Origin of the sequence: Burkholderia sp. Nafp2/4-1b (genome assembly GCF_003635165.1) — a bacterium.
Taxonomy (GTDB): Bacteria; Pseudomonadota; Gammaproteobacteria; order Burkholderiales; family Burkholderiaceae; genus Burkholderia.
In genome coordinates this window covers 1,023,191-1,048,674 of the sequence record NZ_ML058597.1, presented here as the reverse complement: position 1 = coordinate 1,048,674, position 25,484 = coordinate 1,023,191, and the positions used below count along the sequence as shown (strand labels likewise).

General features: G+C 67.7%; 19 protein-coding genes. 9 read left to right on the top strand and 10 right to left on the bottom strand.

Going from position 1 to position 25,484, the window contains the following annotated elements:
* The first annotated feature begins 385 nt into the window (after positions 1-385).
* Entirely contained in the window at positions 386-1,699 is a 1,314-nt protein-coding gene (locus tag C7H84_RS04810; protein WP_240461975.1) for a right-handed parallel beta-helix repeat-containing protein, read from the top strand.
* 56 nt (positions 1,700-1,755) lie between these two features.
* Here the strand turns inward: C7H84_RS04810 and C7H84_RS04805 are convergent, their stop codons facing one another.
* Together C7H84_RS04805 and C7H84_RS04800 are read right to left on the bottom strand one after the other, a co-directional pair.
* Positions 1,756-3,381 (bottom strand): mannose-1-phosphate guanylyltransferase/mannose-6-phosphate isomerase, encoded by a 1,626-nt coding sequence (locus tag C7H84_RS04805; RefSeq protein ID WP_121857654.1) that lies wholly within the window; start codon positions 3,379-3,381, stop codon positions 1,756-1,758.
* On the bottom strand, positions 3,378-3,962 hold the full coding sequence (locus C7H84_RS04800) for a drug:proton antiporter (RefSeq protein WP_121857917.1): 585 nt from the start codon (positions 3,960-3,962) through the stop codon (positions 3,378-3,380). Before C7H84_RS04800 ends, C7H84_RS04805 begins: the two co-directional genes overlap by 4 nt.
* Positions 3,963-5,229: 1,267 nt before the next feature.
* On the opposite strand from C7H84_RS04800, the gene C7H84_RS04795 reads away from it, so the two are divergent.
* Positions 5,230-6,621: a sigma-54 dependent transcriptional regulator gene (locus C7H84_RS04795; RefSeq protein ID WP_162999203.1), complete on the top strand. Its 1,392-nt coding sequence runs from the start codon at positions 5,230-5,232 to the stop codon at positions 6,619-6,621.
* 83 nt (positions 6,622-6,704) lie between these two features.
* Here the strand turns inward: C7H84_RS04795 and C7H84_RS04790 are convergent, their stop codons facing one another.
* The 6 genes from C7H84_RS04790 to C7H84_RS04765 form a co-directional block, all read right to left on the bottom strand.
* Entirely contained in the window at positions 6,705-9,179 is a 2,475-nt protein-coding gene (locus C7H84_RS04790) for a glycoside hydrolase family 2 protein (RefSeq protein ID WP_121857652.1), read from the bottom strand.
* Entirely contained in the window at positions 9,176-10,231 is a 1,056-nt protein-coding gene (locus tag C7H84_RS04785; RefSeq protein ID WP_121857651.1) for a DUF1839 family protein, read from the bottom strand. The genes C7H84_RS04790 and C7H84_RS04785 overlap by 4 nt, the downstream gene beginning before the upstream one ends.
* Positions 10,228-11,217, bottom strand: a complete 990-nt coding sequence (locus C7H84_RS04780; protein ID WP_121857650.1) for an amino acid--[acyl-carrier-protein] ligase — start codon at positions 11,215-11,217, stop codon at positions 10,228-10,230. Before C7H84_RS04780 ends, C7H84_RS04785 begins: the two co-directional genes overlap by 4 nt.
* Positions 11,214-12,410: an acyl-CoA dehydrogenase family protein gene (locus C7H84_RS04775; RefSeq protein ID WP_121857649.1), complete on the bottom strand. Its 1,197-nt coding sequence runs from the start codon at positions 12,408-12,410 to the stop codon at positions 11,214-11,216. Before C7H84_RS04775 ends, C7H84_RS04780 begins: the two co-directional genes overlap by 4 nt.
* Positions 12,407-12,658, bottom strand: coding sequence for an acyl carrier protein (locus C7H84_RS04770; RefSeq protein WP_040139663.1), 252 nt, complete (start codon positions 12,656-12,658; stop codon positions 12,407-12,409). The genes C7H84_RS04775 and C7H84_RS04770 overlap by 4 nt, the downstream gene beginning before the upstream one ends.
* 168 nt (positions 12,659-12,826) lie before the next feature.
* Positions 12,827-13,609 (bottom strand): Crp/Fnr family transcriptional regulator, encoded by a 783-nt coding sequence (locus C7H84_RS04765; protein ID WP_205611392.1) that lies wholly within the window; start codon positions 13,607-13,609, stop codon positions 12,827-12,829.
* Positions 13,610-14,529: 920 nt separating this feature from the next.
* On the opposite strand from C7H84_RS04765, the gene C7H84_RS04760 reads away from it, so the two are divergent.
* A complete protein-coding gene (locus tag C7H84_RS04760; RefSeq protein ID WP_121857647.1) occupies positions 14,530-15,312 on the top strand; it encodes a Crp/Fnr family transcriptional regulator in 783 nt (260 codons plus the stop codon).
* An 11-nt stretch (positions 15,313-15,323) separates the two neighbouring features.
* Positions 15,324-16,748 (top strand): undecaprenyl-phosphate glucose phosphotransferase, encoded by a 1,425-nt coding sequence (locus C7H84_RS04755; RefSeq protein WP_121857915.1) that lies wholly within the window; start codon positions 15,324-15,326, stop codon positions 16,746-16,748.
* 105 nt (positions 16,749-16,853) lie between these two features.
* On the opposite strand, the gene C7H84_RS04750 is transcribed toward C7H84_RS04755, so the two are convergent.
* Entirely contained in the window at positions 16,854-17,039 is a 186-nt protein-coding gene (locus C7H84_RS04750; RefSeq protein ID WP_121857914.1) for a hypothetical protein, read from the bottom strand.
* Between the two features lie 346 nt (positions 17,040-17,385).
* Between C7H84_RS04750 and C7H84_RS04745 the strand changes: the two genes are divergently transcribed.
* Both C7H84_RS04745 and polX read left to right on the top strand, forming a co-directional pair.
* Positions 17,386-17,778, top strand: coding sequence for a TraR/DksA family transcriptional regulator (locus C7H84_RS04745; protein WP_121857646.1), 393 nt, complete (start codon positions 17,386-17,388; stop codon positions 17,776-17,778).
* Positions 17,779-17,947: 169 nt separating this feature from the next.
* Positions 17,948-19,714, top strand: a complete 1,767-nt coding sequence (polX, locus tag C7H84_RS04740; RefSeq protein ID WP_121857645.1) for a DNA polymerase/3'-5' exonuclease PolX — start codon at positions 17,948-17,950, stop codon at positions 19,712-19,714.
* A gap of 33 nt (positions 19,715-19,747) precedes the next feature.
* Here polX and ald read toward each other — a convergent pair whose 3' ends face one another.
* Positions 19,748-20,863 carry an alanine dehydrogenase gene (gene ald, locus C7H84_RS04735; protein WP_121857644.1) on the bottom strand — a complete coding sequence of 372 codons (1,116 nt, stop codon included), beginning with the start codon at positions 20,861-20,863 and terminating at the stop codon, positions 19,748-19,750.
* Between the two features lie 637 nt (positions 20,864-21,500).
* Here ald and C7H84_RS04725 point away from each other — a divergent pair.
* The 3 genes from C7H84_RS04725 to C7H84_RS04715 are packed head-to-tail and all read left to right on the top strand — an operon-like array spanning position 21,501 to position 25,458.
* Positions 21,501-22,241, top strand: a complete 741-nt coding sequence (locus C7H84_RS04725; protein ID WP_121857643.1) for a gluconate 2-dehydrogenase subunit 3 family protein — start codon at positions 21,501-21,503, stop codon at positions 22,239-22,241.
* Positions 22,241-24,019: a GMC family oxidoreductase gene (locus C7H84_RS04720; protein WP_121857642.1), complete on the top strand. Its 1,779-nt coding sequence runs from the start codon at positions 22,241-22,243 to the stop codon at positions 24,017-24,019. Before C7H84_RS04725 ends, C7H84_RS04720 begins: the two co-directional genes overlap by 1 nt.
* The gene (locus C7H84_RS04715; protein WP_121857641.1) at positions 24,016-25,458 is read left to right on the top strand and encodes a cytochrome c; all 1,443 of its coding nucleotides are present in this window, start codon (positions 24,016-24,018) and stop codon (positions 25,456-25,458) included. The genes C7H84_RS04720 and C7H84_RS04715 overlap by 4 nt, the downstream gene beginning before the upstream one ends.
* Positions 25,459-25,484: the final 26 nt, after the last annotated feature.

The following is a 25,484-nucleotide window of genomic DNA, read 5'->3' as shown; positions in this document are numbered from 1 at the left end:
GCGCGTTAGCTTCGTTGTGTCGGCGGCAATGGGGCGTCGTTGGCCGCCGGCACGCGGTCGCATCGCGCATCGTATGGCGGCCATGATACGAATTGCGTAGCCGCGCTCAGTTCGCAAGCGCACCGTTCGGGCGTTGGGTTCGTGCGCGAAGCATGGCGTCGTATCGACGCGGTGCCGAATCGCTTGGTCTGCTGACGCACCGAAGCCGGTCGGGATCGAATGATCTAATCAGACTCGGCGCGTCGTCTGCCATCAGCGGTCATGGAGCGCGTCGATGTACCGATTGCATAGGCTTCGGCTGCTGCCGGTGCATTGCGCGGCACGCAGCCGTTCGAGCGCATCGATATCGACGTGCGCCAACGTGATTCGAGGGAAACGATTCGTTATGCATAGATTGAAACGCCTGTCCGGCGCATGCACCCTAATCGCCGGCATGTGCACGGCAGGCGGGTTGTCGTGGCCCGAATCCGCCGCGGCCGTGGACGCCGCCGTAGCGCCCGCACCGCGCGCGCTGCATGCGAACGTACCGGATGCGTACGTGCGTCCCGATCCCGCTGCGGTCGATCAGGCCGTTGCGTTGCAACGCATGCTGGACGCGCTGCAGCCCGGCGAGCGACTGATATTCGCGCCGGGCCGGTATGTGCTCGGACGTTCGCTGGTCGTGCGGCAGCCGAATGTGGTGTTGTCGGGATACGGTGCGACGCTGATCGCCACGAACCCTGACGACCAGGTGATCGAGATGCGCGGCACCGGTACGACGCTCGTCGGGTTTCGGCTCGCCGGCACGGGCACGACGCGCCTGACGACACCGGAGTCGTCGAAGATCGAGGTGACGGGGCGCGGCGTGCAGGTGCTCGACAACGTGATCGACGGTGGCGCGGGCGCCGGCATCTTCGTGTTCGGCGGCGCGGACGTCGCGATCGTCGGCAACGAGGTGCTGTCGACGCTGGCGGACGGCATTCACCTGACGCACGGCTCCCGCAACGTGCTGGTGGAGGGCAACGTCGTGCGCGGCACGGGCGACGACATGATCGCCGTGGTCAGTTACCAGGCCGAAGGCGTGCTGACGCGCAACGTGCTGATCGTCGGCAACTCGCTGGAGGGCAACCCGTGGGGTCGCGGCATCACGGTGGTCGGCGGCGCGAACGTCACGATTTCGCGCAACATCGTGCGCAACGTGCAGGTGAGCGCCGGAATTCTGGTCGCGCAGGAAGACAGCAACCGGACGGCCGGATCTTCCGACGTCCGGGTCGAGCACAACGTGATCGCGGACATCCAGACCGCGACGGGCCGGACCGACCCGCGCCCGGTCACGCAGCAGGCGGCGATCGAGGTCAGCACGTGGTCGGGTTCGGTGTCGCGCGTGACCGTGATCGGCAATCGCGTGTCGCATGCGCGATTCGACGGCATTCGCTTGTGGGGGAACGTGTCCGGCGTACGGCTCGCTGACAATCAGCTGTCGGGAATCGGTGGCATGCCGGTGCGGGTTGGCCCCGCGCCGGATTGCGCGGTCGGTTCGGCCGCGGCGCGTTCTACCAGTCAGGGTAATCAGGCCGATCCGGCACACGGTGCACCGTGTGCGCTCGCGCGTGAATCGCAATCGGCCGCGGCCGACGCACTCGGCGCGGATACATCGTTGCTGCCGCGCGTGCGCGAATCGGTCAGACGGGCGCGCTGGTCGCAACCTCGCAACGAATGATCGTGCGGCATGCACGCCGCGCGCCGATCGCACACTGCGACGCACGACGCGCGCGCCTATCTGACCACGTCGCGTTCCGCCGCTTCCGCCTGCGGCTCGCCCGGTTCGCCCGGTTCACGCCGGGAGCGCGGTGCGACCGGCGTCGGCGGGACGACGGCTGTGCTTGAGTGCGGTTGCGCGGTCCCGACGACCGGCCGTCCATACTGATCGTCGAACCGCACGATATCGTCTTCGCCCAGATAGTTGCCCGACTGCACCTCGATGATCTCGAGCGGGATCCGGCCGGGATTCTCAAGCCGGTGGACTTCGCCGACGGCAATGTAGGTCGATTCGTTCTCGCTGAGCAGGAAGCTCTCGGTGCCGCGTGTGACTTTCGCGGTGCCGCGCACGACGATCCAGTGCTCGGCACGGTGATAGTGCATCTGCAGCGACAGCTGCTTGCCGGGTTCGACGACGATCCGCTTGACCTGGAACCGTTCGCCGAGATCGATCGAGTCGTAATGCCCCCACGGTCGCCGCACCTTGCGGTGTTCGCTCGCCTGCGGGCGGCGCTCGGTCTTCAGGCGCGTGACGATGTCTTTCACGCGCTGTACGTCGTGCTTGTTCGCGACCAGCACCGCATCGGGCGTTTCGATCACGACGACGTCCTTCATCCCGACACATGCGATCAGGCGGCCTTCCGAACGCACGAGGCTGTCCTGCGTTTCCTCGAAGACGACCGGGCCGCGCGCGACGTTGCCCTGGTCGTCCTTCGGCATGATCTCCCAGATCGCATCCCAGGTGCCGACGTCCGACCAGCCGGCCGAAAGCGGCACGACGATCCCTTCGATGCCGAGCTCCGGGCTCTCGGACAGGCGCTCCATGACCGCATAATCGATCGAGTCCGACGGGCACGCGTCGAAGGCCGTCGCGTCGATCCGGAAGAACGGATCCTCGGCGATCCCCGCGCGCCATGCGGCGTCGCACGCGGCATGGATGCCGGGCGCGAGCGCACGGATCGCCTTTAGCCAGATCGACGCGCGCGTGACGAAAATGCCGCTGTTCCACCAGTAGTCGCCCGAGTGCAGGTAACGCTCGGCGAGCGCGGCGTTCGGCTTTTCGACGAAGCGCCCGATCGCATAGCCACCCTGGCCGCCGAGGCGGCCGGCGCGCGGCTCGCCGACCTGGATGTAGCCGTACCCGGTTTCCGCACGGCGCGGCAGTACCCCCAGCGTGACAATCGCGCCTTCCTGCGCATAGCGCGCCGCGCGCCCGACCGCTTCCTGGAACGCAGCGACGTCGCCGATCACGTGATCGGCCGGCATGACGGCCAGCACGGGATCGTCCGCGAGCGCGCTGGCATCGAGCGCCGCGAGCGTGAGCGCAGGCGCCGTATTGCGTGCGGCCGGTTCGAGCAGGATGCGGGCCGGCGCCGCGCGCCCGAGCACCTGCGCGGCGCTCATGAGGCGATGCTGTTCACCGCATACGAGCAGCAGCGTGTTGCCGAGCGACGCATTCGCGATGCCGTTCAGGCGGCGCGCGGTCGCCGACAGCGGCGACTCGTTCGAGGTCAGCTCGATCAGCTGCTTCGGGTACTGTTCGCGCGACAGCGGCCAGAGCCGCGTGCCGGAGCCACCGGCGAGAATGACGGGCAGGATGCAGGGCAGCTCGGGCTCAGGCACCGGGCGCAAGGTGGCGGTCATCGATTGGCTCCGGTATCGGCGGACAGCCGGTTGTGCGCGCGGCCTTCCACGCGCGCGTCCTCGTTTCTCGGCCGCGGCGCGGAGACGGTGCGGGACAGCAGTTGACGCAACGCGCCGGCAGCGCGATCCGCGGGCCGGACGAGGCCGACGAATGGCGCGCCCTGTTCCAGATAAGGCCCGTAGGCCTTGCGGAATCCGAAGCGTTTGTAGAATGCCTGGCGCTGCGCGGGGACGTGCGTGCGTACCGCGACGTCGGGCCATGCGGCCTGCGCGGCCGTCAGCGCGCGCTGCATCAGCTGCTCGAGCATGCGATCGTCGCGGCACGCCTCGCTCGTCAGCACCTTGTCGATCACGACGTCCGGATCGACGTCGTCGCCGGGCAGCACGCGTGCGTAGGCGACGACTTCCATCGTATCGCCGTGGTGCATGCGCGCGAACACGTGGAGCGCGTGTGCATCCTTGCCGTCGATGTCCAGATGCGTGTGTGCATCCTCGACCACCAGCACCGCGTTGCGGGAGCGCAGGATTGCATAAAGATCGACGGCGCTCAGATGTTCGAATTCACAACATTGCCATTCCATGATGCTGTCCTCGTGTGAAGCCTTCAGCACGCCGAGCCGCACGAACGCGTTCGTTCGGTGCGGCTCGGTGACATCCATGATGCGGACGCGACGCGCGCCGGTCTGTTCGAAAGCGTACTCATGCTCCGGTTTCGCGTGGCCGGTGCCGGCCGCTTGGCGCCGGCGGATGCCGCGAGCGTGGCAAGGTGCGGTAGCACACAACGGCCGGACATGGGCTTTCCGATAATGGGTCCGTCGCGACGAGCCGCTGTGAAACGAGACGCGAGAGACACACGCGAGACACGCGCCGCACGGGCGGTCCGCATCGAACGCGATTGAAAAACCGGGGGTGGGACTTGAGAATTGCGATCGCTCACGACGAGCCGGTCGTGCATTGTGGTGCCGCGCGCACAGGATCGGCTGTTGCTCACAGGCCCGTCCCGCTGCTTCCTCGATTTCCTCGCGTGCGCGTCGCTTTGATTCGCACTCCGTCGAGTGGGCACGCCGGCCGGCATGCGCGTCCTGCCGGCGAGCGTTGTTCGGTTTCTTTCAATTTGCATGCGGGCCGACCCGGCATGGCGCTGCGACGTCGCGGCGCCAGTCGATACGTGCCGCTTCGTTACGGTGTTGTAACGAACGCGCGCGGTGCAACCCGGGCCCGATGTGTCATCCTGATGTTGCGCGCGCACGCGATTACCGACACGCGAAACAGGCTGCCCGGCCTTTCAGTCCGATTTCGGCGCGAATCGCGGGCAATGGGCGGCACCAATCTTGCAGAAAAGTAGTATTTGCCACTGATTGACGGGAATGGTCGTAGATAATCAAATCTGGGTCGCTAAACACGCGCGGCGCCGCCGGGGCGGCAGCGTAACCGGCTGAATCGATGTTTATCGTTTGGTAACAAGGCCATCTCGATACGGGGTGTAAATTCAGGAGCGGATGAAATGAGGCAGCCATTCCGAAAGCGGGTTGGCTGCCGTCCGGTTCAGCATCGGGCGCGGCTGTCGTGTACGACGCGACGCAAATGCGGACGGAATTTCCGTTTGCCGACGTGTTCCGCCTGACGGCGCGTCGCATCAAAGCCGGAACGCCGTGGCTCCCGCGTGCGTTCCCTTCGAGTTCGATGACAACGAGGCCGGATGACATCCGGTTCGACCTCCGGGGCGCTGGCCGTGTGCAGTTTCGATCTTCGCCAAAGCTGCAGAAACGCAGCGCGGACAGGCGGCCATGCGCCGCCGCCCGCAGCGCACGCGAACGGTTCGCGGAGTGGAGAAAGTGATGGTTCGTTATGAATATGCCAATAGCGCACGATAAGAGCGCCGGCGGGGGTAGGACTACCGGGCAGCGTCCACTGATCTACTGGACCCAATCGCCGTCCGTCATGCTTCGCAAGGAGCTCGCGCGACGCGACTGGAAAGTGACGACCGTCGCGCAGGCGAGCGAGCTGCGCGAGACCTCCGGTGAAATCACCTGCGGCATCCTCGATCTGAGCGGCGGCCACGCCGACGCGATCGGCAGCATCGCGTCCACCTGCGCGTCGATGCGCGATGTCGTGTGGGTCGCGCTGGTCGAGGCCGGTCAGACCGCCTCGCCGAACGTGCGCGCGCTGTTGCGCGACTATTGTTTCGACTACATCACGTTGCCCGCGTCGCATCAGCGAATCGCCGATACCGTCGGCCATGCGTACGGGATGGAATGCCTGTTCGCACGCGATCGCGAACGCCTCGAATCGGAGGAGCACGGCATTGTCGGCACCTGCAGCGCGATGCTGCGGCTGTTCGATACGGTGCGGCGCTTCGCGCGCACCGACGCACCGGTGTTCGTGTTCGGCGAGACGGGAACGGGCAAGGAACTGACGGCCGTCGCGATCCATCGTCATTCGGAACGGCGCAACGGGCCGTTCGTCGCGGTCAATTGCGGTGCGATTCCGCCGCACCTGCTGCAATCCGAACTGTTCGGCTACGAGCGCGGCGCGTTCACCGGCGCGAACGCGCGCAAGATCGGCTACGTCGAAGCCGCGAACGGCGGCACGCTGCTGCTCGACGAAATCGGCGACCTGCCGCACGAGAGCCAGGCGAGCCTGCTGCGCTTCCTGCAGGAGCGCTCGATTCATCGCCTCGGCGGCAGCGATCCGGTGCCGGTCGACGTGCGCATCGTCTCCGCGACGCACGTCGACCTGCGCGAAGCGATGGAAGAAGGGCGGTTTCGCGCGGACCTGTTCCACCGCCTGTGCGTGATGCGCATCGACCAGCCGCCGCTGCGCGCGCGCGGCAAGGACATCGAACTGCTCGCGCATCACATGCTCGAACGTTTCCGCGGCGACGCGCGCCATCGCGTGCGCGGCTTCTCGACGGACGCGATCACGGCGCTCTACAAGCACGACTGGCCGGGCAACGTCCGCGAACTGATCAACCGCGTGCGGCGCGCGGTCGTGATGACGGAAGGGCGCTTGATCACCGCGCAGGATCTCGAACTCGAATACTGTCTCGACGCGGCGTCGCCGTCGGTCGCCGACATCCGCAAGTCGATCGAGCGCGAAGCGATCGAAACCGCGTTGCTGCGCACGCGCGGACGGGTCGCCGCTTCCGCGCGCGAACTTGGCGTGTCGCGCGCGACGCTGTATCGGTGGATGGAAGCGTATGGAATCGAGCGGCCGCGCGGCACCGGGTCGTCGGACTGACGTGCGCGGCGCGGCTGCGCGATCGCGCGCGTGATCCGCCAATTCCGACACGATCCCGGCGCCGGTGCGGCGCGCCGGCCGCGTCAGCCGGCCGGCGTCGCGCGCACGGTTCGAGCGGCGTTGACCGCGCGGATCTCGACGGTCGGCGGCGTGGCGGCGGCCGCACGTTCACCGGTGTGGTCGAGCGGCACGAGCGCGACGCGCGCCGGCGTGCCGGGTGCAAGATCGAACCAGTCGTCGCGCGGCACGAAGCCCGGTGCGTCGATCTGCACGTGACGTGCGACGTGCCGCGTGTCGATGCCGACGTACCACGTGTCGCCGGCGCGCGACACGCGAGCCTCGATGCCGGGCTCGCGCCGCGAGTACACCGCCGGATGCGTGCGGGACGGAAAGTAGAATGCCTGCGACAGCAGCGTACCGTCGTCCGCGCGCAGCGTCGCGACGACGGTGTCGTGCTCGCACGGGCCGAAGCGATACGCGTAGGTCCAGTCGAAGAAGCGCCCGAGCAATTCGGCGGAGCCGACCCGCACCGCGTCGTGCGCGCCGAGCCGGACCGAGCCGCCGGCCCGCGCGACCGGCGTGCGGCCGTCGCGCAGCGCGACCAGCTCGACGGTCGCGGACAGCGGCGCCGGACGCTCGTTGATTACATGCACGTCGAGACCGTTCAGCCCTTCGTCGACCAGCAGCACCTGCAGCGGCTGCAGCACCTGGCGCAGCGCATACCACGCCGATTTCGGTCGATGCGTCGAATCGAGCAGGCCCCATCCGGCGCCGGCCATCACGTCCTGGAACTGCCAGACGAGCGCGCCCGCACAGCGCGAGCCGGTGCGCCGCCATTCGGCGAACGTGTCGCGCATCAGGTCGGCGATCGCCGCGCGCGACAGCTCGAAGTAGCGCGACGGATCCTCGCGTCGCAAGCGGTCGGGCGCGACGTCGTACAGCGTCTGCAGATAGTGATCGCGGATATCGTCGAAATCCCACGACGTGCCCGGGTCGCGCGGCACGGCCGCCTTCCAGCGCGGCTCGTGCACGCCCGGCCAGCCGAGGCTCGCGAGCATCGCGTCGCACGGGATGTTCGCGAACGCGAGGCATTCGCTCGCGAACCGCACGTCGGCGCGGCGCGCGTCGTCGAGCGGACGCAGGTATGCGCCGACGCCGTAGTAGTGCGACACGCGTTCGCGCGGCATGAACGGCAGCGCACCGCCGTCGGGCGAGTCGGGTACATACAGCGTGTCCGGCCGCCGTGCCGCCGCATGACCGGCAAGGCGCTCGGCGGTCAGCTCGAGGAAGCGCTGTTTCGGCCCGAGCCCCGACATCGCGGCCTGCTGCGCGATCTCGCTGCCCCCGCACAGCACCGCCAGTGACGGCGACGCCCGATGGCGCGTGAGGAACTGTTCGGCTTCGAGATCGACGGCATCCGCGAAGCCGCGATCGTCGAGCGCATAGTCGAAGTTCGCGAACATGAAGTCCTGCCAGACGAGCAGCCCGAGCCGGTCGCACCACGCGTGGAATGCGTCGGCCTCGTAGGTCATCGTGCCGCCGACCCGAATCATGTTGAACCCGGCGTCGCGCGCGAGGCCAAGCAGTCGGCCATAGGCTGCGTCGTCCGCGTGCAGCGCGCGCGGCGTCGCGCTGCTCCAGCAGGCGCCGCGTGCGAACACGCGCACGCCGTTCACCCGCAGCCCGAATCCCTTGCCGTCGTCGCCCGCGTCCAGTTCGATCGTGCGAAAGCCCGTCGCGCCCAGCGTCCGGCGTTCGGCGCCGATGTGCAGCGCGATGTCGTAGAGCACGGGTTCGCCGTGCGTGTGCGGCCACCAGCGGCGCACGTTCGGTACGGCGACGCTCGCGTGCAGCCGGTCGGCCCCGCCGCGTTCGAGCGTCGCGTGGTGCTCGCCGCACGACAGCCGGGCGGCGAACACGTCGGGCAGCGGCGCGGCGAACACGAGCTCGGCGTCGAGCCAGCCGGTGTCGCCGTCGACGCGCGCATGCAGGTCGCAATGGGCGAGCACGGGGCCGTCGGCGGGATCGAGCACGTCGACGGGCCGCCACGGTCCGGTCGGCACGCAGCGCGGAAACCAGCCGGGCATGTAGCCGAGCAGCGACGTGCGAACGGTGCGCAGCGTCGCCGGTTCCGCCAGCCGCGTGCGCCAGCGGGCGCGGTGCGGTGCACGCACAGCGCGCAGATGCGGCGCGAGCGCGCGGAAGTGGATGGTCAGACAGTGTGTGCCATCGAGCGACACGCTCACGTCGTGCGCGACGAACATGCTCTCCGAGCGCAGGAGCAGCGTGTCGTCGAGCCATGCGTCGGCGAGCGTCGCGAGGCCGTGAAAGCGCAGCACGCGCGGCCCGTGTCCGCGCAGTTCGACGCGATACCAGTAGTCGCGCTCGTCGAGCATCGCCGTCTCGTCGGGCCGGCCGGCCAGCGCGAGCGCTTGCGCGACCGTGCCGGGTACGGGCGCCGCGATCCAGCCGTCGGCGGGGAGATCGAGCGGCCCGCGCACGGCGCCCGCGGCCGTGGCGAGCATCGACCACGCGGGCGCGGTGCGGGCGCGCGTCACCGCATCACCGGCACGGCGGACGCGTTCGCGCGAACGGGCACCACATGCTGCAGCGGCGGCGAGATCCGCCGCGCACAGTCGATCAGGTCGGTGTAGGCCGCTTCGATCGCGTCGAGCGTCGCATCGCCGCGTTCTTCCTTGCCCCGCGAGCAGGCCCGCGCGAGCCGGAATTCCAGCACCATCGCCTCGGACGCGATGCGATCGCAGGCGGCCCGGATCTCGGCGAACGGGCCGATGCAGCCGCTCGCGTGCAGCCAGCGCGCGTAGTGGCCGAACAGTTCGAAGTTGGCGCCGAGTTGTCGCACCGAATTGAACGAGTACGCATGAAAGCGATCGAGCGGCGAGTCGGCGAGCCATTTCGCATCGATCTGCAACTTGCGGCGGAACGCCGCGACCGGATTGACGATCGGCAGGCGGCGCAAATGCCGCTGCAGCGACGCAAGCGAAACTTCGCACAGCACGCGCTCGTCCAGCGGCGCGAAGCGCCGTTTCGCGCATTCGACGTACGGCGGCAGCGGCATCGGCGAACTGCCGCCGACGAGGCCGTCGTAGTCGAAATCCTCGGCCACGTAATAGCCGCTGTTGTGGAAGTAGCCCATCTGGCGGCGCGCGCGATCGATCGAGTCGATGCCGATCGTCGTCTTCGTATGCTGCGTGCGGTAACTGCTGCCGCGCGTGTCGGGCAGGAACCACGCGTCGACCTCGACGATCATCAGGTGACCGCGCGCGACTTGCGTTTCGATATGCTGGTCGAGCGGTTCGTAGATCGAATGTTCCTGCACGACGACCCCGTAGAGCCGCTCCAGTTCGTCGTGCGGAAACTTGAAGAACGTGAACTGGTCGCCCTCGAAGTCCAGCGCGATCGTAAACGGCAGCGCCGCGTACGGATTGAGGCCCCACCACCGGAGCACCTCGAGCCACATGTCCACGTAGCAGTTGGTCTGTTTCCAGACCATCTCCTGGCTGTGCAGCGGATGCGGGCGGTAGTGGCGTGCGCGGTGGCGCACGTCCTCGAACGACGCATCCTCGCCGTCGCGGGACACGAATTTCATCGCGCCCCCCACAACACGTCGCGAACGTCGCTCGGCCATGCGTCGAGGTCGAAGCCGTGATGACGGAACAGCGCGAGCGTCAGCCGCTCGAGGCCGAAACCGACGCAGCCCGTGTGCGCGACCTCGCCCGTCGCGGTGCGGATGTCCCACAGCAGACCGAAGTGATCCATGTGGTAGTTGAAGCTCAGGCACGCGGTCTGGCGGTCGTCGTGCTCGATCGGGATCAGCAGCTCGAACTTCAGGTTCTGCTCGCGCTGGCTGTTCGCGACGATCTTGCCCCCGCGCCCGAAGAACGGATCGTTCGCGAGATCGATCGTGTTCGGCAGGCGCAGCGCCTCGATCATCCGCGTGCCGCGTTCCATCCACGTCTCGCGGAACGCGACGATCTGCCCGGGCGTGCCGATCCGCACGTATTCGCGCATCCGGAACAGCTGCATGCGGGTCGGGTCGAGCGACGGCTCATGGCGAAAGCAGTACGAGAACACGTCGACGATGCGCCCGTCGTCGGGCAGTGCACCCGCGCGGGCGACGACCGGATAGACCGGATAGCACGCGGCCGGCGTCATCACGACATAGGTCGGCTTCTGGCTTTCGGTCCAGTCCTCGCCACGGTCGAGGCATTGCAGCACGCGCTGGTGCCGCTGCTCGTCGCCGCTGAACGCATGCACGCTGCCCGCGAGTTGCGGAAAGCTCTTCATGTATTCGCTGCGCTCGAATTCGGTGCGGCTCATCGCCGGCGGGAAGCGCAGCACTTCGGCCTGCTGGTCGGCGCCCAGGCGCGTGACGAATGCGTCGAGCGCTTCGACCACACGCTCGAAGCGTTCGCTGCGGCCGAACAGGCCCTGGATACCGGTCGACACGAGCAGGCCGGCGTCGATCAGCGCGTCGCGCAGCGGATTGACACCCGCACGGTCGAGGGGCGCATCGGATAGGGCGGCAGCAGGGGCGGCAGGGACAGCCGATGGCACGGAGAGGCGATCGTTCACGAGTGTTTCTCCAGCGTCGCGGGACGCAGTGCGAGCAGCAGGCTCGAGGTATTGGCGGCGATGCGGTCGTTGCTGATCATCAGCGGCGCCGCGTGCAGGTCGCGAAGGTGGCGGCCGATGCTGAACGGCGTGCCATGCTTGTAGCCGGCCATCCCGCAGATCATCATCGCCTGCTGCGCGACCTCGAGCGCCGTCGACGACACGTAGGTCTTCAGCGTGTTGATTTCGGCGGCCCAGGCCATGCCGGCCGACCAGGAGCGGTTCGACGCGCTCGCATGGAGGCGCAGCACGTTGTCGACGCGCGCTTGCATCGCCTGCATCAGCGCCAGCGATTCGGCGATGCGTCGCGACGCGGGCGACGGCGCGCCGTCGCTCTGGCGCGCTTGGGCGCGGAAGAACTGATGCGCGCGATGGAACGCGTCGCCGGCCACGCCGATCCATACGGCCGCCCACAGGATGTGCGAGACCGGCACCATCGTCTGTTCGGCGATCTGCGCGAACGGCACCGGCAGGCATTGCACGGTCGCGCCCTGCGCGTCGAGCTCGAAGCCGTTGCTGCAGGTGCCGCGCATGCCGAGCGTATCCCATTCGCCGCGGCGCGTGAGCGTGTAGCCATCACGCAGCAGCGTGATGAGCACCTGCTCGGACGCCGGCGCGTCGGCGTCGCGTCGCGCGGTTGCGAGGATGCCGTCCGCGTAGTCGCCGTACGAGATCGTCGGTGCGGATTTGCGCAGCCGGAATTCGCCGCCGTTGGTGTCGAGCGCGCACTGGCTCGCGCGCAGGTTGCCGCCGACGCCGTCCTCGGACGTCGCCGACGCGAGCAGCCACTGATGGCGCACGAGCTGCTGCAGGAATAGCTTGTGCCAGCCCTGGTCGGCCGCGTGATCGACGATGCAGGCGACCTGGATCTGGTGCATCGCGAACACCATCGCCGACGACGCGCAAGCCTGGCCGAGGATCGAGCAAGCCGATGCGATGTCGGCGAGCGATGCGCCGGCACCGCCGAGATGAGTCGGGACCATCGCGCTGAGCAGGCGGCGCGCGCGCATCGCCTCGATCGCCTCGACGGGGCAGCGCGCGTCGCGATCGACTGCATCCGCGTGCTGGGCGGCGATTTGCGCGACCGCGCGCGCGGCTTCGTCGAGCCGGCGTGCTTCGTGGTCGGCCGCGAGTTCGGGCAGCAGCGCGCTCATGCGGAATGCTCGGCGCGCTGCAGCGTCGCGATCGTGTCCGCGAGCGCGTCGATGCTCCGGAACAGATTGCGGTTCAGCATCTCGTCGGGAATCTCGATGTTGAACTGCTTCTCGATCGCGAGCATCAGCTGGATCGTGTCGAGCGAGGACAGGCCCGCTTCGTAAAGGTCGTCGCCGTCACCGATCGAATCGATCGCGGCTTCGAGATGCGCAACGTGCTTGAGGATGGTTCTGATGTCGTTTTTCACGTGCTGCTCCGGCGTGCGTGGTGTCGTCCGCACGGGCGGACGCGCGCAGCGCGCCGACATCCCCCCGGCAGTCCTGCATCAGTAGACCATTCGCGCACACGCTGTTCTGTTCGCCACCCTACAATCGACTGACCCGGATCGCGCATGTACGACGAAATGTCGTGCGCGTCACGCGCGTGCCGCGGCGGCGACACCCGAGTCGGCCGACAGGATGCGCTTCATCTCGTCGCGCACGATCGCGCGGCAACCGCACGACAGCTTTTCGAGGCCGGCGAGATCGGCGAGCACGATCGAGCTCCGGTACTGGCGAATCAGGCCGAGCTTCTGGATCTCGCCGGCGGCGTCCGTGACCGTCTCGCGCCGCACGCCGAGCATCTGCGCGAGCATGCTGTGGGTCACCTGGATCTCGATGCTGCGCGAGCGGTCGTACGCGAGCAGGAACCATCTGCATAACTGATGTTTGAGCACGTGATGGCGGCTGCAGAACGTGATCTGCGAGACCTGCGCCATCAGCAACCGCACGCAGACGAACACGAGATGACGAATCACCGGCGACGCGTCGAACGCAGCGGCGAAGATGCGACTGTCGAGCCGGTAGACGAAACCGTCACGACAGGCGACGGCGCGGCACGGCATCCGGCCGCTGCCGCCGATCACGTCGTCGCAGACGACGCTCTCGCTGCCGATCTCGGCCACTTCGAGTGTCATCCCGCCGGACGACACGTATTGCAGCGAAATCGCGGTCGTCACGGGCAGGTAAACTGCCGCGAGCATTTCGCCCGGTTCGCACAGCACCTGGCCCGACTTCAGGTGAACCAGTCGAAGGTTGCCGACGAGCGTCGCGCGTTCGTCGCGGTCGAGCGCCGCGAGAAACCGGTTGGCATCGAAGCTGTGCGAAAGCTCGATCATGCCGTTCGCGTGTGCGACGGCGTCATTGGCCTGGTGGGTCACGGCGCATCCTCTAAGGTGGGGCGCACGTCGCGCGGCGGCATCCCGGGGCGGGAATTCGGCACGCACGTGCGGAATTGAGTTCATCGGAATTCGAATGCCGATGGCCGGAAAAAGGCTAGCACGCCATCGAATTCGGTTAATTACCCATTACGACATTTCACAATCTTTGACGGTTCGGCGCGAATGCAAACGTTATGCGTATTTAAAGATCTGGTCTCCATTGAAATTAATCTCATTGAAATGGATGGGCCGATAAGTCGTGGATTCACTGTCGATCTGGAATCAATCGGACGACGTTGCGATCCTACAAGGAAAACATTGGAAATGCATTGAACATTATTTGACAATCGGCGATTAGGGCCGGTTTTTTTCATGAAAATCATGCGCTTGCGCGCGCTATGTGCGTTCGCTTACAAAGTCATGAATTAATGTGCCGATTCAGATTTGAGACAGTTTCAAACGATCATTCGACCCGCCACGCGCCTCCCGGCCGTCGCGTGCGACATCACGGAAACAATTGAAATCGGGTCGTAAGTATTTGAACGGTAAGCCCGGTGCGCGACGGGTGACGCCGCGGCGAGCACTGCGGCCATTGATCAGTCGAATCACCCGGCGGTGTCCATCGCGCTGGAGAGTGTCCGGAAATGAGACATTTTTCGCGCTTTCGCACCGGCTATCGGGGCGTTCTCAATCGGGCGTCGTTTATATATTAAGGATGAAGGGGGTATTGGCACGTAAATCGCTTATTACGGCGAGCGTGTCGAAACGGGACTGCCGATTCGATCCGGCGGCGAGATGCCGAGGATCGACTGGATCGAGGGTTGTGGCCGCAACCCGCGTCGCCGTCCCGGACGCGCATCGCAATAACGAGTTCCGCTGAAGCGGCTGCATGCGGCGCGGAGAATAAAAGGGATACGGACATGCTTCATCTTCACTCGAGCTACTCGGCGAATGCCATTCTTGATGCCCTCCCGGAGGACAGCATTCGCGCCATCGCACCGCATCTCGAGCTGGTCAGGATCAAGGCCGGCATGCTCGACCGGGTCGGCGAGCCGATGCGTCACCTGCATTTCCCGACGACCGCCATGATGTCGGTGCAGCACCTGATGGAGGATGGCGCGATGGTGGAGGTCGCGGTGGTCGGTCGCGAAGGCGTGGTCGGGCTGGCGACGCTCGTCGGCGGCGTCGCGGTATCGAACCGTGTCGAAGTGCGCATCGGCGGGATGGCGTATCGCGTGCCGACCTGCGTGATGCGCTCGGAGTTCGAACGGTCGCCGGCGACCTACCGGCTGCTGCTGAACTACTGCCAGGCGACGATGGCGCAGATTTCGCGCAGCGCGCTGTGCAACCGGCATCACTCCGTCGGTGAGCAATTGAGCCGCTGGCTGCTGCTCGCGCATGACCGCATCGACGGCGACGAACTGGCCGTCACGCAGCAAACGATCGCCAACATGCTCGGCGTGCGTCGCGAAGGCGTGACGGAGGCGGCCGGCAATCTGCAGGAAGCCGGGCTGATCCGGCAGCGCCGCGGCCGCATCACCGTGCTCGATCGCGATGGGCTCGAACGCCAGGCATGCGAGTGCTACGAGCTGATTCGCGCGGACTATCGCCGGTTGCTCGGTGCACGCGCGAGCGCGCGCTCAATGCCGATGCTGCCGCGCATGCCGGACATGCACGGCGGGTTCCCCGCGCACGGTGCGTGACGATGCAGTCGATGGCGGGTGGAACGAACGCGATGCGGCGTGCCGCGATCGCCACGGGCGATGTCGCACTCGTGCTGGCGGGCGCGTTCGCCGCGCAGGCCGCGATGGGGATCGCATGGCGCGACCTGTCGGACGCGCAGCGCGGCGCGATTGCGTTGCTGTGCGTGCTGACCGTCGCGCTGTTGCCGCGCAGCGTGCGCGCAGCGCGCGGCGGTGCGTCGCCCGCTGTGTCGCGGTATGGCAGCGGTGCGGTGCTGACGCGCACGGTGATTGCCGTCGTGTGTGCGAGCACGCTGACAGTCGCCGGCACGATGTCGATCATGAATCGTGGCGGCACGGTCACGACGCGCTGGATTGCACGCACGGTGCTGTCCGGCGACGCGGCGCTGCTGCTCGGCCGGCTGGCGCTGTGTGCGCTCGCGTCGATGCGCGGCGAGGCGCGCGTGCGGCAGCGGCGGGTCGCGGTAGTCGGTGCGACCGCTTACGGACGCGTGGCGGTCGAGCGCATGCAGCACGAGCCGGCCGGTTCGTTCGCGGCGGCCTGCGTGTTCGACGACGACGCGCCGGCTGCGGTCGCGGCGGACGGCATCGCCGGCGTGCCGGTGATCGACGACTGGGTCGCGTTGCGACGCATGATTCGGGGTGGCGAGATCGATGAAGTGTGGCTCACGCTGCCGATGTCGCACGAATCGCGCATCCGGCGCATCGTGCGCGAACTGCGTGACGAGTTCGTCGAGCTGCGACTGTTGCCGGACGTACGGCAGATGGCGGTCGTCGAGCGTTCCGCGACCGACGTGCTCGGCATGCCGGCGATCAATCTCGCGACCACGCCGCGTTCCGCGCCGGAACTGTGGGCGAAGTTCGCGTTCGACCGGCTGTTCGCGGTGGCCGTGCTGATTCCGCTGCTGCCGCTGCTCGCGGTGCTGGCGATCGCGGTGAAGCTGTCATCGCCGGGGCCTGTCCTGTTCAGGCAGCGCCGCAAGGGCGCCGACGGGCGAGAATTTCACATCCTCAAGTTTCGGACGATGCGCGCGCATCGCGCTCAGCCCGGCGTCGTGCTGCAGGCATCGCGCAACGATGCGCGCATCACGCCGGTCGGTGCGTTCCTGCGCCGCACGTCGCTCGACGAGCTGCCGCAGTTCTTCAACGTGCTGTTCGGCCAGATGTCGGTCGTCGGTCCGCGCCCGCATGCGATCGAACACGACGACTTCTACCGGCAACTGGTCGACTGCTACATGTACCGCTATCGCGTGCGGCCGGGGATCACCGGATGGGCGCAGGTAAACGGCTATCGCGGCGAAACGCGCAAGGTGGAGGCGATGGCGGCGCGCGTGAAGTTCGACCTGTTCTACATGCAGAACTGGAGTTTCTGGTTCGACATGAAGATCATTCTGCTGACGGTCGTGCGCGGCTTCATCGGGCGCAATGCGTTTTGATGAAGAGGATCACGAAGGATCATGGGTAAGGGTGCCGGATGAGGCACGAAGTCGAACCGAAAACCGCGAGCGCGGCCCGTGTGACCGCGCATTAGCCGTCCGCCTTCAGCCGTCCGTCGGCGCCTGCACGCTCGCCGGCAATGCCGCGGGCGACACCGCCGGCGATTCGGCTGGTCGGCTGTCGGGCGCGGCTTGCGCGCTCGATGGCTGGATGGCGTGCTGGATCGTCGGCACGACCATCGTCGGGAACAGGGCCGCGAGGGCCACCCAGATGACGACGCCGAAAACCATGACGTTCTCCCGGAAAGCCGCGGATTCGCCGCGCATGCTTTCAATCTATGACGCAACTTTGTACAGGGGATTGATCGATCTCAACGCCCGCTGCGTCAGACGAATGCGGCCGCATGGGTTTTCGCGTCGGTCCCCGCTTTTTTTGACGCGTGCAGGGCGGCGCTGACGCCGGGCAACACACGCGTGTGCATTGGGTTTATGCTGCGTCGAATGCGTGCGGCGCTTCGTGCGGCCGGACGCGTATCCGGGCGCGCGACGAGCCGGGCCTGCCTGCCCGCCGTGCACCGGTGCGACAACCGCGCACCGCATGTCTTACTGCGCGGAACCGGGAAAAGGAGAGACGGCGATGGCGCTCGACCAGGAACAACGGCAGACGCTGAAGCGGCGGCTGACCGAAGCCGAGCAGGCGTTGCGGGCGGAGATCCGGACGAGCGAGGACCAGCGCGCGTCGGAGTCCTACGCCGAGCTCGCCGGCGCCGCGCCGGACGAGGGCGACGAGGCAAATGCCGATCTGTTCGTCGACATGGATCACGCGTTGATCGGGATGAAGCTGGCCGAATTGCGCGCGGTCGGCCGCGCGCAGCAGCGCATGCGTGACGGCAGCTACGGCGAATGTATCGATTGCGATGCGCCGGTCGGCTACCAGCGTTTGCTCGCACGACCGACCGCCGAGCGTTGCACGCATTGCCAGTCGCTGTACGAGCGGCGCTACGCGACGACGCCGCGCGCCACGCTCTGACATCGGCGCCGGAGCGTCGCGCAACGAGCGCCCCCCGCACGACACGCCGCGGGCAATCGGCGCAGGATGACCAACGGCCGCTCGCCGCCGTCGACATGCGGCGCCGGGCGGGCAGACGCCGCCGCGCCAGCGCACGGCGCCATCCACGTGGAAGGGAGCCACGCCGATCATGCCGATCCACAATGCCGAGTGCGCGGCCGTCTTCGCCGAAATCGCCGACATGCTCGAGATCCAGGGCGCGAATCCTTTCAGGGTGCGCGCGTATCGCAACGCTTCCCGTACGATCGCCGAATACGGGCGCGACATTCCGGCGATGATCGCGGCCGGCAGCGATCTCGGCCGGATTCCGTCGATCGGCGCCGATCTCGCGGCGAAGCTGCGCGAGATCGCCGCGACCGGCACCTGCGAACTTCAGCAAACGCTGCGCCATGCGCTGCCGCATGCAATCGTCGAACTGCTCGATGTACCGGGGCTTGGCGCGAAACGCGTGAAGGCGCTGCACGACGCGTTGCACGTCGAATCGCTCGAGCAGCTCCGCGCCGAAGCGAAGAGCGGGCACGTGCGCGCGCTGCCGGGCTTCGGCGCAAAGACGGAAGCGCATCTGCTCGATGCAATCGACGACCGCCTGCAGCGCGAGCCGCAGCGTTTCCTGCTGCCGGTGGCCACGCAATCGCTGCTGCCGTTGCTCGCGTGCCTGCGCCAGGTGGCGGGCGTCGGCGAAGCCGTCGCGGCCGGGAGCTTTCGGCGCTGCCGCGAGACGGTCGGCGATCTCGACATCCTCGTCACTGCGCACGATCCGGCTGCGGTGTCCGACGCGTTCGTCGGCTACCGCGAGGTCGCGCGCGTGCTCGCGAACGGCAAGACGCGTTCGAGCGTGTTGCTCGGCAACGGGCTGCAGGTCGACTTGCGCGTCGTCGACGCCGACGCGTTCGGCGCGGCGCTCGTCTATTTCACCGGATCGAAGGCGCACAACATCGCGCTGCGCCGGATCGCGCAGGCCGGCGGGCTGAAGATCAACGAATACGGCGTATTTCGCGGCGATGAGCGGATCGCGGGCGCGACGGAGGCCTCCGTCTACGACGCGATCGGCCTTCACTGGATGCCGCCCGAGTTGCGCGAGGACCGCGGCGAGATCGACGCGTCGCGCGACGGCACGTTGCCGGCGCTGGTCGAACGCAAGCATCTGCATGGCGATCTCCACGCACATACCGACGCGTCGGCGGGGCGCGACAGCCTGCGCTCGATGGCGGACGCGGCGCGTGCGCGCGGGCTGGCGTATCTCGCCGTCACCGATCGCATGCCGGATGCCGACGGCGGCCGTACCGGTTGCGACTGGCTCGTGCGGCAGATCGACGAGATCGATCGGCTCAATGCGTCGTTCGACGACTTCGTGTTGCTGAAGGGCGTCGAGGCCGGCATACGCGAGGACGGTACCCTCGATGTGCCCGACGACGTGCTCGGCCGCCTCGACCTCGTGGTCGGCGCGGTGCGCGATGGTTTCGACCTGCCGGGCGACGTGCAGACCGAGCGACTGCTGCGTGCGATGGATCGCCCGCATTTCACGCTCCTCGCGCATCCGACCGGCCGGCTGCTTGGCGAGCGCGACGCAAGCGAACTCGACGTGCCGCGCATCATTGCCGCGGCTGCCGCGCGTCGCTGCTTCGTCGAACTCGACAGCGACCCGCGGCGGCTCGACCTGCCCGACGTGTGGTGCCGCGAGGCCGCGAAAGCGGGCGTCGCGGTGGCGATCGGCTCCGACGCTCGGTGCGCGGACGATCTGGACAATCTCGGCTACGGGATCGGCCAGGCACGGCGCGGCTGGCTCACGCGGCAGGATGTGCTCAACACGCGCACGCTTGCGCAGCTGCGGCCGTTGCTGGCGCGCACGATGGGCGCGAGCGGCGCGTCGACGCGCGGCCGCCCGAGGGATGGCTGACGGCGCACGTGCGCGGTGGCGCGCGCGCCGATCTCAGGCCAGCACGTCCTCCGCAGGCACGTACGGCAGGCCGAGCGCCGATGCGACGGCCTCGTACGTGATGTGACCGTCGCATACGTTGAGGCCCGCGCGCAAATGCGGATCGTCCGACATCGCGCGCTTCCAGCCTTTGTCGGCGAGCGCGAGCGCATGGCCAAGCGTCGCGTTGTTCAACGCGAACGTCGACGTGCGCGCGACCGCGCCGGGCATGTTCGCGACGCAGTAGTGCACGACGCCGTCGACGACGAAGGTCGGCTGCGCATGCGTCGTCGCATGCGACGTCTCGAAACAGCCGCCCTGATCGATCGCGACATCGACGACGACGGCGCCTTTGCGCATCGTCGCGATCATGTCGCGCGTGACGAGCCGCGGCGCCGACGCGCCCGGCACGAGCACCGCGCCGATCACGACGTCGGCATCGCGCACGGCTTCGTCGATCGTGTGCGCGTTCGAGCAGACGGTCGCAATCCGGTTCGCGAAGATCAGGTCGAGCTGGCGCAGCCGGCCCACGTTGGTGTCGAGCACGGTGACGCGCGCACCGAGGCCGACGGCCATCTGCAGCGCGCCGGTGCCCACCACGCCCGCGCCGAGCACCACGACGTGCGCGGCCGGCACGCCCGGCACGCCGGCCATCAGCACGCCGCGGCCCCCGCGCGGGCTTTCGAGGTGGGTCGCCGCGACCTGGATCGACATGCGTCCCGCGACCTCGCTCATCGGCGCGAGCAGCGGCAGCCCGCCGCCCGCGCCAGTCACGGTTTCGTATGCGATGCAGACCGCGCCGGATTTCGCGAGGGCGGCGGCCTGCTCGGGATCGGGCGCGAGATGCAGGTACGTATAAAGAATCTGCCCGCGCCGCAGCATCGCGCACTCGGCCGCCTGCGGCTCCTTGACCTTGATGATCATGTCGGCGCGCGCGAAGATCTCGCGCGCGTCGTCGCACAGTGCGGCGCCGGCGGCCGTGTAGTCGTCGTCGAGCAGACCGATCGCGGTACCCGCGCCGCGCTGCACGAGCACGGCGTGACCGTGGCGCGTGAGTTCGCGTGCGCCGGCCGGCGTGAGGCCGACGCGGTATTCATGGTTCTTGATCTCCTTCGGCACACCGATCAGCATGAGTCGTCTCCAAGGGTATTCGTCGTTGTTGTCGTGCGTGCGTGCGCGTGCCGGCGAACGGCAGGGACGGACGGTTGCGCATGCACGGTTCGAGTGCCGTATTGGAATAAAAGGGTAGTGGTGGCCGGAGGGAAGTCAAGCGATGGCCTCGGGCGACGGTTGACGCATTGCAGCGCAACCCGGCAGGCGATTTTTCCATTGTTGCGGTTTCCGATGCAGTGAATTGCACCGAACCCTTTGGAAATGGAACCGGTTCCATTTATAATTCGCGCAATTCGTCGCCAGCCCGGAATGAGGGCCGTGCGCGTTGCACTTGCCGTTGGCCGGTGCGGCGTCCAAGTTGAGTCAGGGCGCTGGCGATGACGGGCAGATGCGGGTAAAAGCCGTGTAGATGTCCGACGAAGAGACCCGCGAAGAGGTCGACTCCGCGCTGCGCCCCGGGCCCCGGCACGCGCGCGGCTGCATGACGGCGCCGCCGTGCAGTGCGCGGCCGGCGCCCGCGGCGAGATGGTTCGCAGCACAGCAATCACAGCAATCACAGGACGGCCGGCCGCGTGCGGCATGGCTGCCGTGTCGGGCATGCGGCATGCGCAATGCGCGTCCCCGAATCACGCTCCCCAACGATCAACATCCGACCATGTCCACGCCACCCGACAAACCCAATTCGCGTCGCCGTTTCCTGCGCACGTCGGTCGCACTCGTGCCGATCGCATCGGTCGCCGGTTGCGACCTGCGCTCGTCGCCGTCGTCAGCCGCGCAGGCCGGTAGTGCTTCCGGCGCGTCGGCCGGCGCCGCACGCGCGCCGTACAAGCCGACCTTCTTCGACGCAAAGGAGTGGACGTTCGTCCAGGCCGCGGTCGACCGGCTGATCCCGGCCGATGCCGAAGGCCCGGGCGCGCTCGAAGCGGGCGTGCCCGAATTCATCGACCGCCAGATGGAAACCCCGTACGCGCACGGCGCGACGTGGTACATGCAGGGTCCGTTCCAGCAGGGCGTGCCCGAGCTGGGCTACCAGCTCAAGCTCGTGCCGCGCGACATCTACCGGCTCGGCATCGCGGCGGTCAACCGCTATTGCGAAAAGGCCCACGGCAAGGCGTTCGCCGATCTCGACGCGCCGACCCGCGACACCGTGCTCGGCGCACTGGAGAAGGGCGGCGCGCAGATCGACGACGTGCCGTCCGCCGTGTTCTTCGGCCAGTTGCTGCAGAACACGCGTGAAGGCTACTTCTGCGATCCGGTGCACGGCGGCAATCACGACATGGCCGCGTGGAAGATGATCGGTTTTCCGGGCGCGCGTGCCGACTTCATGGATTTCGTCAACCAGAACGGCAAGCCGTATCCGTACGGCCCGGTTTCGATCAACGGGGAGCGCACCTGATGGCCGCAGAAAAGAAGCCGCACGTCGATGCGGTGATCGTCGGCTTCGGCTGGACCGGCGCGATTCTCGCCAAGGAACTGACCGAAGCGGGCCTGAACGTCGTCGCGCTCGAGCGCGGCGAGTATCGCGACACCTATCCGGACGGCGCGTATCCGAACACGATCGACGAGCTGACCTACAACATCCGCAAGAAGCTGTTCCTCGACCTGTCGAAGACGACCGTGTCGATCCGCCACGGCGTGCAGGACACCGCGCTGCCGTACCGGCAGCTCGCCGCATTCCTGCCGGGCGAGGGCGTGGGCGGCGCGGGGCTGCACTGGTCGGGCGTGCACTTCCGGATCACGCCGGAAGAGCTGCGCCTGCGCAGCCACTACGAAGAGCGCTACGGCAAGAAGTTCATTCCGGAAGGCATGACGATCCAGGACACGGGCGTCAGCTACGACGAGCTCGAGCCGTACTTCGACTTCGCCGAGAAGGTGTTCGGCACGTCGGGGCAGGCGTACAAGGTCGGCGGCAAGGTGGTCGGCGACGGGAACGTGTTCGAGGCGAACCGCAGCGACCACTTCCCGCTGCCCGCGCAGCTCAACACGTACTCCGCGCAACGCTTCTTCGATGCCGCGAAGTCGCTCGGGCTGCATCCGTACCGGCTGCCGTCGGCGAACACGTCGGGGCCGTACACGAACCCGTACGGCGTGCAGATGGGGCCATGCAATTTCTGCGGTTACTGCAGCGGCTACGCGTGCTACATGTACTCGAAGGCGTCGCCGAACCTGAACATCCTGCCCGCGCTGAAGCAGGTGCCGAACTTCGAGCTGCGCTCGAAATGCCATGTGCTGCGCGTGGACCTCGACGACACGAAGAAGCGCGCGACGGGCGTCACCTACGTCGACCCGGCCGGCCGCGAAGTGCACCAGCCGGCCGATCTCGTGATCGTCGCGGCGTTCCAGTATCACAACGTGCACCTTCTGCTGCTGTCCGGTATCGGCAAGCCGTACGATCCGATTTCGGGCGAGGGCGTGGTCGGCCGCAATTTCGCGTACCAGAACCTCTCGACGATCAAGGCGTTCTTCGACAAGGACACCTACACGAATCCGTTCATCGGCGCGGGCGGCAATGGCGTCGCGGTGGACGATTTCAACGCGGACAACTTCGACCACGGTCCGCTCGGCTTCGTCGGCGGCTCGCCGCTGTGGGTGAACCAGGCCGGCGTGAAGCCGGTCAGCGGCATCGCGACGCCGCCGGGCACGCCGCAGTGGGGCTCCGCGTGGAAGAAGGCCGTGAAGGACAACTACGCGCACACGGTCTCGATGGACGCGCACGGCACGAACATGTCGTACCGCGACGTGTACCTCGACCTCGATCCGACCTACCGCGATTCGTACGGCCAGCCGCTGTTGCGGATGACCTTCGACTGGAAGGACAACGACATCCGGATGGCGCAGTACGTGACCGGCCAGATGAAGAAGATCGCGGAGGCGATGGGGCCGAAGGCGATCGGCGTGTCGACGCGCGAGTTCGGCAAGCACTTCGATTCGCGCCAGTACCAGACGACCCACCTCGTCGGCGGCGCGATCATGGGAACCGACCCGAAGACGAGCGTGCTGAACCGCTACCTGCAGTGCTGGGACGTGCACAACGTGTTCGTGATGGGCGCGTCGGCGCTGCCGCAGGGCATCGGCTACAACCCTACCGGGATCATCGCGGCGCTGGCCTACTGGTCGGCACGCGCGATTCGCGAGCAATACCTGAAAAATCCCGCCCCGCTGGTGACCGCATGAAGAGGACGATGAACCCCCACAACGCCGCGCGCGGCATGTCCCCGCTGCGGCGCGCACTGGCGATCGGCGCGGCATGGGCGGCGTTCGGTTGCGCCGGCGGATCGGCCTTCGCGCAGCCGGCGGCGCAGGCTACGGCCTCGGGCCCGGCAGCGGCCACGGCGGCCCGGTCGGCCCAGTCGACCCAGTCGGCCGACGCGACTCTCGTCAAGCGCGGCGAATACCTCGCGCGCGCCGGCGACTGCGTCGCCTGCCACACCGCGATCGGCGGCAAGCCGTTCGCGGGCGGCCTGAAGTTCGACACGCCGATCGGCGCGATCTATTCGACGAACATCACGCCGGACGCGAAGACGGGCCTCGGCGGCTGGACGCTCGACGACTTCACCCGCGCGGTGCGCGAGGGCGTGCGCAAGAACGGCGACACGATGTACCCGGCGATGCCGTTCCCGTCCTACGCGCGTCTGAGCGACGACGACGTGAAGGCGCTGTACGCGTACTTCATGCACGGCGTCGCGCCGGTCGAGCGCGAGAACCGCAACGTGGACATCGTGTGGCCGCTGTCGATGCGCTGGCCGCTGGCGTTCTGGCGCAAGATGTTCGCGCCCACGCCGAAGCCGTTCGATGCGGCGTCGTACACCGATCCGGTCGTCGCGCGCGGTGCGTATCTCGTGCAGGGTCTCGGTCATTGCGGCGCATGCCACACGCCGCGCGCGGTGACGATGCAGGAACGCGCGCTGACCGACGCGGGCGGCCTCGACTTCCTGGCGGGCGGCGCGGCGATCGACGGCTGGGTGCCGACGAGCCTGCGCGGCGAGCCGCGCACCGGGCTCGGCACGTGGACCGAAACGGAGATCGTGCAGTTCCTGAAGACGGGCCGCACGCTGCGCACGGCCGCGTTCGGCGGGATGACGGACGTGGTCGGCCACAGCATGCAGCACATGTCCGATGCCGACCTGACCGCGATCGCGCGCTATCTGAAGACGCTGCCGCCGCGCGTGCCGGGCGAGCAGCCGCACGTGTACGACGCGGCTGCCGCGAAGGCGCTGCAGACGGGCGACGCGAGCAAGCCCGGCGCGGCCGTCTATCGCGACAACTGCATGGCGTGCCATCGCAGCGACGGCCACGGCTACACGCGCGTGTTCCCGGCGCTGGCCGGCAACCCGGTCGTGCAGGGTAGCGATCCGACGTCGCTGATCCACGTCGTGCTGGAAGGCAGCGCGCTGGAGGGCACGCGCACGGCGCCGTCGACCTTCACGATGCCGCCGTTCGGCTGGCGCCTGTCGGACCAGGAAGTCGCGGACGTGTCGAACTTCGTGCGCACGAGCTGGGGCAATACGGGCGCGGCGATCACGGCCGCGCAGGTCGCGAAGGTGCGCAAGAGCGTGCCGTCGACGCGACCGGAACCGCCGCCGGGCGCGCGGTTCCCGCAGGCGTCGCGCTGACGCACGCAGCGGGGGGCGGTCTACCC

Excerpts from the sequence above, each read along its gene's own strand:
- C7H84_RS04750 (WP_121857914.1), bottom strand. The coding sequence starts at position 17,039 with ATGGTTTTCGGCGTCGTCATCTGGGTGGCCCTCGCGGCCCTGTTCCCG.
- ald (WP_121857644.1), bottom strand. The coding sequence starts at position 20,863 with ATGCTGATCGGTGTGCCGAAGGAGATCAAGAACCATGAATACCGCGTC.
- C7H84_RS04810 (WP_240461975.1), top strand. The coding sequence starts at position 386 with ATGCATAGATTGAAACGCCTGTCCGGCGCATGCACCCTAATCGCCGGC.
- C7H84_RS04715 (WP_121857641.1), top strand. The coding sequence starts at position 24,016 with ATGAAGAGGACGATGAACCCCCACAACGCCGCGCGCGGCATGTCCCCG.
- C7H84_RS04720 (WP_121857642.1), top strand. The coding sequence starts at position 22,241 with ATGGCCGCAGAAAAGAAGCCGCACGTCGATGCGGTGATCGTCGGCTTC.
- C7H84_RS04760 (WP_121857647.1), top strand. The coding sequence starts at position 14,530 with ATGCTTCATCTTCACTCGAGCTACTCGGCGAATGCCATTCTTGATGCC.
- C7H84_RS04755 (WP_121857915.1), top strand. The coding sequence starts at position 15,324 with ATGGCGGGTGGAACGAACGCGATGCGGCGTGCCGCGATCGCCACGGGC.
- C7H84_RS04775 (WP_121857649.1), bottom strand. The coding sequence starts at position 12,410 with ATGAGCGCGCTGCTGCCCGAACTCGCGGCCGACCACGAAGCACGCCGG.
- C7H84_RS04725 (WP_121857643.1), top strand. The coding sequence starts at position 21,501 with ATGTCCACGCCACCCGACAAACCCAATTCGCGTCGCCGTTTCCTGCGC.
- C7H84_RS04805 (WP_121857654.1), bottom strand. The coding sequence starts at position 3,381 with ATGACCGCCACCTTGCGCCCGGTGCCTGAGCCCGAGCTGCCCTGCATC.
- C7H84_RS04745 (WP_121857646.1), top strand. The coding sequence starts at position 17,386 with ATGGCGCTCGACCAGGAACAACGGCAGACGCTGAAGCGGCGGCTGACC.
- C7H84_RS04785 (WP_121857651.1), bottom strand. The coding sequence starts at position 10,231 with ATGAAATTCGTGTCCCGCGACGGCGAGGATGCGTCGTTCGAGGACGTG.
- C7H84_RS04800 (WP_121857917.1), bottom strand. The coding sequence starts at position 3,962 with ATGGAATGGCAATGTTGTGAATTCGAACATCTGAGCGCCGTCGATCTT.
- C7H84_RS04795 (WP_162999203.1), top strand. The coding sequence starts at position 5,230 with ATGAATATGCCAATAGCGCACGATAAGAGCGCCGGCGGGGGTAGGACT.
- polX (WP_121857645.1), top strand. The coding sequence starts at position 17,948 with ATGCCGATCCACAATGCCGAGTGCGCGGCCGTCTTCGCCGAAATCGCC.